Source organism: Fuerstiella sp. (assembly GCA_022447225.1).
Taxonomy (GTDB): Bacteria; Planctomycetota; Planctomycetia; order Planctomycetales; family Planctomycetaceae; genus S139-18.
On record JAKVAZ010000007.1, the window covers coordinates 50475 to 62411 of the forward strand.

Genomic DNA, 11937 nt, shown 5'->3' on the forward strand with positions numbered 1-11937 from the left:
TTATATTTAATTAATTTTTGGTATTCGGGGGGGGTTGATGCTTCCGTGCGGCGCCCCGCAAAAACAACCCCCCCGCCCGCCGCGGGGGGGCGGCGCCCTTCTCTGTTTTATGAACAGCACAGGAATTCAGGAATCTGCGGTACTCAGTTGCCGGAATGTCATCCCGCTGCTTCCGGCGAACTTAAGCAGGTCTCTGATATTTTTCCGACACTTCGGCATGTCCGGACGTTGCCTTTGCACGGCTCGGCAGTTTCTGCCGGAAAGACATCGTGATGCCATTGAGTGCCGATCGATTCCCCTGATTCGAGGCGGAATCGCAGTGCCGACAGCAGGGCTCAGTTGATAAATATTGGAATGCTGTTGGTCCTGCATACTGGATGTTGAGGACCGGTCATGTCTGATGGATGGAACATCTCATGCGAAATTATGCAGTGTTGCTGTCAGTTCTGGCAATTGGATTTGCGTCAGAACATGTTGACGGGCAGATCCGGAAATTTCCTTACAAGGCAATTGTTGTCAGGGACGATGCTCTTGTCCGCAGTGGTGGCAGCGAGGATTATTATGCGACCCAGCGACTGGAGCGGGATGCTCTGGTGACCGTGCATCGTCACGATCAGGGTGGATGGCTCTCAATTGAACCTCCTGATGGCAGTTTTAGCTGGATCCGGGCGCAGTACGTGCAGCGGAGCGGTCAGGACGCGGGCACCGTTACCGAAGACGGGTGTGTTGTCTTCGTCGGCAGTGACTTTGAAGATGAGTCCAGCGTATGGCAGCGTCGAGTTTCCAGCGGAACTCGTGTTGTTATCCTCGGAGAACAGGATCTGGACACAGTCGCCGGGATTCAGAAAATGTACAAAATTACTCCTCCGGCACGTGAACGACGCTGGATTGCGGGAGATGCCGTTGTTCCTGTTGAAGAGACAACTCGCCAGAATCACGATCGCGACCCGTTTCAGGCTCCCTCTGTTTCACTGCGGAGTCCACGTCGGGATTCAGGATCAGTTATTGATGCGGTGACTCCGAGTGCCCGATTGAAACGGCTTCAGCAGATTCGTTCAGAACAGCGGCGTCTGGCAGAAATTGATCAGCGGTTTCGAGCTATGTTGCGGGGAAATCCAACAACCTGGGACCTGGAGAGTATTGAGTCGGAATACGATCAACTGCGTGATAAAGCAACCTGGCGGCCCGTTGCAGGTCAGATCGATCTGAGGTTCCCTGCGATTGATCGTTATCGTCGAAGAAAGGCGGAGTATGAAGATTTCAAACGTCTGACGTCTGCGACGGAACGCCGTGATGCTGAACTTATTGCATCTCAGTTTGGAAATAGTACGGGACGGGAACAGGAGTTGGATGATCAGCCGGCGCCACTGAATGTCGCTGTCGCCGATTCGCAACGCTCGATACTCGATATGCCCACACCCTTGGTTGAGCATGCGGAACTTCCCTCCGACAGTAAACAACCTGTGCAGGGATCCGCTGATCAGGACACTGGAGCCGTCGTAGTACCTGGTTTGCTTACTCTTCCGGGAATGGTCCAGCCAGGCGGTCGTTATGTCGGAGCCGGCATTGTTCAGAGGCTGCCTGATGGAGGCTATATTCTGACTTCGTCATCCGGACGCAAACTTGCCAAACTGGAACCAACAGACAGTGTTGCACTGGAGGAGTTTGTTGGTAAGTCCGTGGGACTGCATGGAAAACGATGGTATCGTGATGACATCGGCGGAGACTTCATCGAAGTCTCGGGACTGGACCCTGTTCGAATTCGTCGTTAGAAGTTGCGCTCGGAAAGACAGATCGTTGAGAGCCCTGCCCTGAGTAACGCTGCTGATCAGTTGACTCGGCCGATCCGTGGTCGTATCCCGCTGATACTCCTGCCGGGAGTATTGGTTCTGATTTGTTTGGTCTTTCCGTTTCCGTTGGCGGGCCGGTTGTGGTCTGAGCTGTTTGACCTGGCCCACGCCCCGGTGTTTTGCGGGCTGCTGCTGATATTTGTCAAGTTTTTTGATCCATACCGTACCGGACTGTCTCCAGCTTACGATCAATCATCTCGATTCGCTGGCGGTCAGATGATGGTGATTTCCGGAGGATGTGTGCTGCTTGGCTGCGCGGGAGAGTACCTGCAGAGTTTTGTCGGAAGAAGTCCGTCAGTCAGAGATCTGGTCTCCAATGCTGCCGGCGTTCTTGCCGGAGTTCTCTGGATGTGCAGTCGGAAGACTACCGGAGGTCGGGAAAAATTGTTCGTGACTGCTTCATTTATGGTACTTGTGCTGGCGACATTGAAGCCGGCACTGGGAATTTGGGGAGCCGTCATTCAACAACGCGATTTTCCATTGCTGGCTTCGTTTGAACGACGCGTTGATCTTGGTGCATGGACCGAACAGCAGGCAGTGATCAGGCGCACCTCTGAATGGGCCAGTCACGGGAAACACTCACTGCGTCTGGACTTTTGTCCTGGTCGTTTTTCGGGGATTAGGTTGATGTGGCCGGTAATGGACTGGCGTGGTTACGACCGGTTTGCCTGTGACATCCACAATACCGCATCCGTGTCGATTAATCTGACATTGAAAATCCATGACCGGGCACATGTGGATCAGGCAGGCGAATCGGCGGACTGTTATGAAATTCAATTCACGGTTCCGCCGACGACCGTGCGTTCGTTGTGCGTAAAACTGGTCGACGTAGCGGATGCCCCGGAATCTCGGTCAATGAATCTGGATCAGATCGCGTCTGTTGAACTGTTCACAGCCGGTCTGACGGCCGGCCATGGTGTACTGGTGGACAACATGAGATTACTAATCGACGAATCGTTTCCGGTGGACGGGGAACCGATGTCTGACGTGAGTCAACATTAGTGACAGTCTGAAAACCATCCAGGTGATACCGGAAACCAGCCACGGCAAACTGTTTCCGGTCGCAGCATTCAAAACTGTCCAGTGTTGCACTTTCCTGGACCGGATATAAATTCACATTGATCTGAATCTCGAGGGCATACGACTGATTGTCAACTGACCACAGAATCCAGGTGTGAATCCGGAAGTCAACGCGTCAGGATGATCGGCTGGCATTGCCGGTTCTTTACGGTTGTCGGCAGTAACTTCAGGTCATACGTCGTTCTGCATAACGAATCGCAATTGACACGGTAAAGCAACGACAGTTATAGCCGTATTATACACGCACGGCTGCATGCAGTCCCTCAGGAAAACAATCGCTGATCGGATGAGTCTCACGCCGAACCGAAGCTTCCGTAGTGTGTTGTTTCGTGTGAATTTCAAGCGATTCTTGGTGTTCCAGGGAAGGAACTCTTCCAATGCGTAATATTTTTCTCAGCGTTTGTATTCTGGCGATCACCGGTTGCGGTTCGGAGACGCCGCAATCGGAAGAGGTTGCTTCCGGTGTCACGTTGAATTTACAGAATCCGGACCGGGAACAGACCGTCGTTCCACGATTGAGTCAGGAGGAGCGAAAGACGATTGAGCAGTTGATTGCCAGTGCTCGACAGGCGGCTGATCTTCAAAAGAGTCCGCAGGCCATTGAAGCACTCAGCCAGGCTATTGGAATTGACCCGTCGGACACGCGGCTGCTTCGGATGCGCGCTGATATCTATGCTTCCGCAGGTGAACTGGCCAGCGCCCGTGCTGATTTCAGTTCAGCAATCCTCTCAGATCCCGTAAACGCAGCACTGCGCAACGTTCGGGGTTATTTTTTGATGACGAACGGGGTTTATGAGGACGCTTTAAGTGACTTCGCCGAGGCAATCAGACTGGATCCCAGGTTCGCGGTGGCCTGGAACAATCGTGGTTTGGTTTACCTGCGGCAGGGAAAATTCAGTGAGGCCGTTGAGCAGTTCACGATGGCTGTTGAGTGCGACCCCGAATGCGTAGATGGCTGGAACAATATCGGGTTTGCACAAATGAAACAGGGAAATCTGAAACAGGCGTTGCTAAATATTGAGCGTGCGATTCAGCTGAATCCGAGCTATGTGGCGGCGTGGAATAATCGAGGTCTGATCAACCTGAGACTTAAAGACTATGAAGCCGCCTGTACCGCATTTACCAAAGCGATAGAACATGACGATCTTGATGCACGCTGGTACGGACACCGCCAGGTTGCTTTGCGGGAATTGAAACGATTTGATGAGGTCGCCGCCGATCAGCGGACAATAGCGTGGATTCAGCGTCTGACGCAGTTAACCCGACATCTGAATCGGAATCAGAAGGACGCCGCACGCTGGGTTGACAGAGGAGACTGTCTGGCAGTAGGGGAGCGGTACGAGGCAGCGATTAATAACTATACGAATGCATTGACTCTGGAACCGTCGAATACGGATGCGCTGAATGCCCGTGCGCGGATTCACGCACAGACTGGTCACCTGCAAAAGGCACTCGATGATTGTGAAAAATCGCTTGTGATTGAGGCCTCACTGGAAGCATTCTCGATTCGTGGTGAAACCTGGCTGGTGATGAATAACCTCGACCAGGCAATCGAAGACTTCGAATCCGCCCGGCGTCTCGACGAAACGTTCGCACAGGCCTATCGTGATCGTGGGGCACGGCGCCACAGCAATGGGGACCAAACCGGTGCCGAGAAAGATTTCCAGGCCGCGCAACGGATCGAGGACGCACTGGCCGGACGACTGCCATCGACAAATACAGAGCCGATTCCGTTTCCGGAGAGTGAATAGGACCGGATGCAGTCAGCAGATTCATCCGGCCTCCGCTGGTGATGTCGAAGTAAGAAATGTGCGTCCTGATTATTCGGATCGAAGAGGACGTTGCATGAGATCGTGCGTAGCCGCCTGGGGGGACCGCCCTTCAAACAACACCTGGCAGACAACTTCCACGATTGGCATTTCGATCTGATATTCCCGACTCAGGTTTCGGACACTGCGTGCAGTCAGTACACCTTCGGCAACAGCATTCATTGAATTTTCAATTGCGGTGAGTGTCCAGCCCTGTCCCAGCAAATCTCCAACGTGTCGGTTACGGCTGTGCTGACTGCCGCAGGTAGCAATGAGATCTCCGATTCCGGCCAGTCCGTACAACGTTTCAGGTGCGACCGACATGATTCGACAAAACCGTGTCATTTCGGCGAGACCGCGAGTAATCAGTCCTGATTTCGCATTGTCTCCCAGCTGGAGTCCGTCACAGATGCCGGCTGCAATCGCGATGACGTTTTTCAGGGCTCCACCCAGTTCGACCCCCTGAAGATCTCCATTCGAATAGACCCGGAGTGTTTCACCGGACAACGTATCCCGAACACGTTCTGCATGTGGCCGTTCATCGCAGGCTGCAACAACTGATGTCGGCTGCCCTCGGGCCAGTTCTTCAGCGTGACAGGGACCACCCAGAGCGACGACCGGTCGTGCTCCGAGTAATTCCTGCAAAATCTGACTGGGCCGAAGCAGTGTGTCGACCTCGATTCCTTTCACCGCGCTCACCAGCAGCGTGGAGGGTGCGATTGCAGGACCAGTGAGTTTGCATGCTGACCGAATGCCCTTTGTCGGGATGCAGATCAGTCCGATTGTGGCACCCTGCAAAACCACCGTGAAGTCGTCTGAGACCTGAACTGTCTCCGGCAGGCGAACGCCTGGCAGTAGTCGACTATTTTCACGAGTCTCATCAATATGTGCGGCAAATGTGGGATTACGCACCCACAGACGTACCGAATGTCGATGATTCCGGGCCAGAACAGACGCACAGGCCGTGCCCATAGACCCGCCGCCCAAGACCGCGATCACTTCAGATGTGCGTGGATTGTGAAAGTCATCAGGCATTGGCATCTCGCAGCACTGGTGATTGTCGCCGAACGGCATCGTATCAAACGAGACGAAATAATCATTGTCGGCGTTGCAGGCAATGTATTCGTGACGAAGCGAGGTGAACAGAGTCACAATCAGCAGCTGATTCGTGGATTGCGTTTGCCTGCCAAAGGATTGCAGCCCAGAGTCGAGTCACACGGAAGACTTTTCGTTTGCCAGGTGTTAAATCCAGCGGGAGAGACTGCCATGTTGCAACAAACAGAACAACCGGGCGCCGAGTCGCAGTTTCAGAATCGTCGCCGGACAAATCAGTCCGACGGCAGTGGCCGGGAAAGACGTCAATTCTGTGACGGTAAACGTTCTTCGCGTCCGGAAGTTGTGGAACTGGCTGACGCAGTTGACAACTATAAAGCTCAAAACTGCCGTCGATTTATTACTTTCGAAGAACTGTTCGACGTGATGCAGTCACTGGGATATCACAGGTAGTTCCTGTTGCAGGTTCGACACCGGTGCCCTGCGTGAATTGGATTTTCGTTGGTTGTTTCCTTCGGCAGAATACGTCCCACCTCTGCCAAACGGTCCGTATATTCGGTACAACCGGATTTTATCTGCATTCTCTCAGGTTACTCTTCATTGCCTGCTTTCGCCAGACGGAAAAATCCGACTGTCAGTGTGATTGTGTGGAAGAATGACATTGTCATGTGAAGTTCCCGTTATGCAACGGTAGCGGATCTTCAGGGCATTTTCCAAAGGACTGCCTTTGATTCCATCTGTCTTCGGCGGCTGGAATGGTGTCCTTCTTTCCCTCAGGGCGTGCAGAGGTGAATCATGCTGGCGACCAGTTCTAATCTTGTGGTTACAGATCGACGCGGAAGTAATAACGATCGACGCATTCGAAAAATTCATCGTCCGGAAGATATTGCGTCAGAAAACAGCGGTCAGGAGCAAATCATTGACCGTCGGAAGCAGGAACGGCGCCGACAGATTGATCCGACGACCTGCGAACGTGACTACTCCTTGAACGAAGTGGAATTCATGCGTGCAATGGACGAGTACAAACGCAAGAGTGGTCGTCCATTTCCAACCTGGAGCGAAGTGCTGGAAGTTCTGATGAGTCTTGGCTATCGCAAAGTTGCAGAACCCACGGAAATGCACTGGCGCTCGTCTGCGGATTAATCGATGCCGTCAGGCAGAACGATACAGCGAAATCGGCAGACCTCCACCGGCGGAGTCCGGTGTTAGCCGTTTCGACCAAATACCATGATGGTGATGTCATCGTTCTGTGCACGACCGGCAGCGTGCGTGCGCACGTCTGTCAGCAAAGCCCTGCACAATTCTTCGGGTGTGTGTTGGTTGCTGCCAACGAAACGCCTGACACGGTCTTTGCTATACAAATTTGAATCCGGATCCATAGCTTCATCGACACCGTCAGTGATGAGAACCCATGTGTCACCAGGTTCGATTTGATGTTTCTCAACCTCGTACGGATAGTCCTGCATAATTCCCACAGGAATTCCGATTGAAGCATCATCGACTTCGCTGACCACACCGGAGTTGTGTCGAATCAAAGGTGACATGTGTCCCGCATTCGCGAATGTGAACGTATTTTTCTTCAGGTCAAGTACACCAATGATGAAGGTGACGAAGCGTCCTTCGACCATTTTATGACACATATGATCATTGATTCTGCGGACCGCCAGACTGACATCGTCGGTGAAACTCAGAGTATTTTGTACAACACTGGAGATTCTTGACATGATTAAAGCGCCTGGAACCCCCTTCCCGGCTACGTCTCCGAATGCTACACAAACTTTGGTGTCACTGATCTGAAAACAGTCAAAGTAGTCACCGCCAACCGCCTGAGCCGAGTCGTAGGAGGCATAAAAGCAATATCCATCCACTTCAGGTAATCGGTCCGGTAACAAAGCGCGTTGCACATTTCGGGCAATGACCATTTCCTTGTCCTGCTTTTGTTTCTCCACGTGAGAAACCAGCAGTCGCGTGTTTTCGTAGGAATGGGCTGCCTGTGTGGCCACGGCCAGCAGTAGCTGCAGATCATCCTCTGTAAATCGCTTCAGCGGATTCTGAGTGTCCAGGCTGATTACACCGAACGGATCGTCCTCCAGATTCAGCAGCGGGACACACATCATTGAATGGATGGTTAGACTGGAAATCGATTCACTGGCGCTAAATCGCGAATCGCTCGCCGCATCGGCTGACAGAATTCCGCTGCAATCATTGAGTACGCGATCGAGAATCGTTCGACTCATTCGAACGGATTCATCAATGGAATCGTTTCGATGCTTCTGTGCTACCGGAATCAGTGGTGCGGCGGAATCATCCTTGATCAGGATCATTCCACGATCTGCCTGAGGGAAGATGTCGAACAGTGTATCGAGGATTTTTGGCGCAATATTGGTTAATTCAACCGTACGAGACAGTGCTTCGTTGATCTTCAGAATGCCTCGAAGCTTGTCTTCCGGGCGCACCTCCAGAAAACCATACCCGCTGGCATCGGCGGAGCCCATGATTGTGCTTGTGTCATAGTCACTCAGCTCGAGGCCCGTCGTCAGCTCAAACGTGTCCGTACCCACCTGGTTCGAGACATCCTTTTCGAACCGCAGCTTCATAGGACCCAGTTTGATTCGATCACCGTTTCGCAGTTCCTGAGGCGTGTTGGGATCCAGTTGTCTGCCATTAAGAAAAGAACCATTGCCGCTGCCCAGATCCTCCAGCAAATATCGATTTTGATCGCGTACCAGCCGGGCGTGAAATCGCGATACCATTCCCGAATCCAGATGAACGTCGCAGTCCGGATGCCGGCCGAGCTGAACCGGGAGCCGGGTCAATTCGTAAGGTGTCGCTTTACCATCAAGCAACAAAACAAGGCGAGCCATGTCGGGCTGTCTCCGGCTAATCGTCTGCGTTCAGACTGCAGTTACTGATGAAGGTAACCAGTGTGGTGGGTATTCTTCTGTATTTCATCAGACCTTCGAAGTAACTTTGACCTGGATTCGGGGATTTATCGGCACCGATTCAGCATGTGCCTGCGATACGACCTTCTGCGAATTTCCGGTGAACGCTTTACTGTTACGCTCCAAAGACCCGTTCGACATTTCCCCGCAGAATCTGACGTCCCAGCTCAACGGCCTGCAGCACAGTCCAATTGCGATCACGTACGAAGTCAGTTGCAAGCACCCGGGCCAGGATTCGACGATACATTGCGAATTTCGGCAGAGCAAACTCCAGCTTATACATATCGCTGTAGTAGCCGATCTGTTTGGTGCGGGGGACCGCCTGCAGCCGACTGCGGCAGTCCTTTTCGATGAATACCGGAATATTCGAATACCACCAGTGACCATGCGGCACGACGTTCGGAAAAATCCAGGCGTAGCTCACCAGTTCCTGTCCGCTTGTTTCAGACAGGACCGATACCGGAAATGTTACCTGCGGAAACGTGTTGAACAGTTGACGATACTGAATCAGTGACACGCGTTTGTCATACAGATCCTGTCCCTGATAGACACCATTTTCATAGACTTTCCGATTGACGCCAATCATGAGATCGAAAGGAAACTTCCGGTCTGCACACTGTTCTGCCAGGCATCGGAATACGAAACAGCTGAGTTCCCTGCCCTCCGATGTGTCCAGTGTCTGATTCGCTGCTGTTTTTTCCAGGAGAATGTCCGCACGAGCATCACTGACAGATTCCGGAGAAAAGTCCGGGGGCAGGGAAATCGCACACGCTCGTGCATTATTGGCCGCGAAATAATCGAACAGTGATCCCGCCGCCTGCCGTAATGTCACGGAATCTTTCGCCGTAACCCCGGTGGCCACCGTCAGTCGATCACGCACTTCAGAATTCTGAAGACCAAAGACCAGATCGTCTGTTCTCAGGCAGGGAACATATAACCGAGTATCAAAGCCGGTAAGATCATCGTCAAAATCGTTGGTCAGATAGACCTGATCGAGTTTGCTTGTTTCCAGAACGGTGGATTCCCATTCCTTTGTCTGCATCAGTTTCTGTGAGGAATCATAGAGGGCTTCCCAGTTGGATTCGTCAATAAGGCTCCCTTCGAAACCAAAGAAGACCTGGCACATTTCCAGTAGCCAGCTGTATTGCGCCGTGTTTTCAATCGTTGCCAGCCAGGGCACCAGACGAGCCACTTTTTCTTTTGGATCGATGCCGGGCTCTTCAATTTGATCACGAGGAAGACCGGCGGAGTGCGCCAGTTCCGTGTAGTAGTGGTATCCAAGAATATCAGCAAGCGAATCTGACGAGGCCGCACGGGGATTAATGTGAGTATGGGGATCAATCAAACGCAGTGTTTCAAGTTCTGACAGAATCTCGGCTGTAGCGGACATCGACTGACTTTCGGATAAAAATTGATTCAGCAGTCTGCCGATTCGGTGATGGTTCACCAGAAACGCAGGCTGTATACCAAAGACACCGTTTGAGTGTGTTTTTGTGTTTCAGACTGCTGCAGTCTCCTGCAGCGGAACAGGTTCGCTGCCGTTCTGCGCCGACCTGAGGGCGGCATCAAGAATCTGTTGAGTCTGTAGTGTGATCTTCGGCCAGTGATCATCCAGCCGGCCGGAATTCACCAGGTCCGCGAAATTGCGGAACAGTTTGGTTTCCTGTGCATCAGCTGCATTGTTGGCGTACTCTTTGACGCTGATCTGTTGCGTGTGGCGGGCCATATTGAACCGGCAGGCATCCATCTCAAATGAGTGGTTGGAAACTTCAAAAGACAGTTCGCGATCGTAAAACGGCAGTACATAATCATTCAACTGCAGATCTCCGAGAGCACCACACACAATAGCCAGCTGTTGATTGTGTGACCGAAAAGAATTGAAGAACGTTGCTGACACACCGCCGGCATAGTGCAGTTCCCCCTGAAACTCGACCGGAACGACTTCTGTGCTGTCCTGGCGCTGTACGCCCTGAAGAATCCGACCTCGAACTTCGACCGGCATTTCGAAGTTCATCACCCATTGTGAAAAACGAATGGTGTACCAGCCCAGATCACCAAGACAGCCTGCCGGTTCCAGCCCGCCGCTGCCACGAATGTTGGAGGAAAAAAAATCGTCTTCTGCACAAAAACTGAAGTGACTGGTAATACGTCTCAGCGGGCCAATACTGACGCCGTCGTCCAGCACCGCTCGCATGGCCGGCAGCCTGTCACTATGCATAAACATCACACCGTCCATGAACTGCACGTTGTTGGTACGGCAGGCCTCAAGTATCTGCTGCACGTCGGTAGAGGTGACTCCGCAGGGTTTTTCCACCATCACATGTTTACCGGCATTGGCAGCTTTGATTACCCATTCGGTTCGCAGTGCAGTAGGAAGCGGCAAATAGACCGCATCGATATCATCCCGGGCCAGAAGATTTTCATAACCTTCAACTGCATCTACGTGATGCGCAACCGGAACGGACGCCTGGCAGGCATTAATAAATGACTGAGCTTTCGCAGAGTTGCGACTGCCAACGGCAACCACTCGACCGTTGCCGGACAATGCAATCGAGTGCCAGTTTTTCATGGCTATATTTGCAGTACTCAGGATGCCCCAGTTACAGATTGATTCAGACATTTGAAAGACCGGCCGATACAGAGAGTGTGAAATGAGTATGTCCAGGAACCATCACAGCGGGGGGCATCCTGTCGAAAATGAACGGACTTCTCAAGTAACCGGCAAACACGACAGACAGGAAGTCGATAGCGCCTGCGTGAACTCACAAATTCAACGTCCGGTCAACTGGCTGTCCTTGCGGACGATTACTCCCTGCGGTTACCAAATTCGCAGACAGGTGAGTCGCGGAAACACGGTCTCGTGCTGTCGTGGAGGTGTCTAATCCCACGTATTCCCGTGTGTTCCGATCATTCATCATGATTGACAGCTGGATTCCGCCGGTCTGACGGCTGATATTTTTTTGTAGCTGTGTACGTCGACGAAGATGACCATCAGGCTTCCGGAGTCCGGACTCCGGTCACCGTGGAAACAGGGGCGGTTTTCCGCGGGCGCACATTTGTGGTGTCGATTGCGGGGTATGGTTAGCGTTTGTTCGTGGCTGACTTCAGCGTCTGTTCTGCAGGAACCTTCCGGTAATATCACGTACCCGACAATTACGATTTCAAAAGTTGTTCACGTGGGAACAGTGGTTCCACGTGTGAAAG

10 protein-coding genes are annotated in these 11937 nt (G+C 52.5%); 6 read left to right on the plus strand and 4 right to left on the minus strand.

The window, feature by feature from the left end:
• The 4 genes from MK110_07785 to MK110_07800 all read left to right on the plus strand — a co-directional run.
• Positions 1-273, plus strand: a 273-nt coding sequence (locus tag MK110_07785) for a hypothetical protein (GenBank protein MCH2211188.1), incomplete at its 5' end; no start/stop codon positions are given.
• Between the two features lie 143 nt (positions 274-416).
• Complete coding sequence (locus tag MK110_07790; GenBank protein ID MCH2211189.1) at positions 417-1772, plus strand: hypothetical protein; 1356 nt, start codon at positions 417-419, stop codon at positions 1770-1772.
• A gap of 60 nt (positions 1773-1832) precedes the next feature.
• Positions 1833-2852: a VanZ family protein gene (locus MK110_07795; GenBank protein ID MCH2211190.1), complete on the plus strand. Its 1020-nt coding sequence runs from the start codon at positions 1833-1835 to the stop codon at positions 2850-2852.
• A 455-nt stretch (positions 2853-3307) separates the two neighbouring features.
• The gene (locus MK110_07800) at positions 3308-4681 is read left to right on the plus strand and encodes a tetratricopeptide repeat protein (protein MCH2211191.1); all 1374 of its coding nucleotides are present in this window, start codon (positions 3308-3310) and stop codon (positions 4679-4681) included.
• Positions 4682-4750: 69 nt separating this feature from the next.
• On the opposite strand, the gene MK110_07805 is transcribed toward MK110_07800, so the two are convergent.
• Positions 4751-5890: an NAD(P)-dependent glycerol-3-phosphate dehydrogenase gene (locus MK110_07805; protein MCH2211192.1), complete on the minus strand. Its 1140-nt coding sequence runs from the start codon at positions 5888-5890 to the stop codon at positions 4751-4753.
• Between the two features lie 114 nt (positions 5891-6004).
• Between MK110_07805 and MK110_07810 the strand changes: the two genes are divergently transcribed.
• Together MK110_07810 and MK110_07815 are read left to right on the plus strand one after the other, a co-directional pair.
• Positions 6005-6244 (plus strand): hypothetical protein, encoded by a 240-nt coding sequence (locus tag MK110_07810; GenBank protein ID MCH2211193.1) that lies wholly within the window; start codon positions 6005-6007, stop codon positions 6242-6244.
• A gap of 342 nt (positions 6245-6586) precedes the next feature.
• Complete coding sequence (locus MK110_07815) at positions 6587-6934, plus strand: hypothetical protein (protein MCH2211194.1); 348 nt, start codon at positions 6587-6589, stop codon at positions 6932-6934.
• A gap of 62 nt (positions 6935-6996) precedes the next feature.
• Here MK110_07815 and MK110_07820 read toward each other — a convergent pair whose 3' ends face one another.
• The 3 genes from MK110_07820 to MK110_07830 all read right to left on the minus strand — a co-directional run bounded on the left by MK110_07820 (position 6997) and on the right by MK110_07830 (position 11353).
• On the minus strand, positions 6997-8655 hold the full coding sequence (locus MK110_07820) for a SpoIIE family protein phosphatase (protein MCH2211195.1): 1659 nt from the start codon (positions 8653-8655) through the stop codon (positions 6997-6999).
• Between the two features lie 193 nt (positions 8656-8848).
• The gene (locus MK110_07825; protein ID MCH2211196.1) at positions 8849-10123 is read right to left on the minus strand and encodes a glucuronate isomerase; all 1275 of its coding nucleotides are present in this window, start codon (positions 10121-10123) and stop codon (positions 8849-8851) included.
• Between the two features lie 108 nt (positions 10124-10231).
• A complete protein-coding gene (locus MK110_07830) occupies positions 10232-11353 on the minus strand; it encodes a Gfo/Idh/MocA family oxidoreductase (protein MCH2211197.1) in 1122 nt (373 codons plus the stop codon).
• Positions 11354-11937 lie beyond the last annotated feature (584 nt).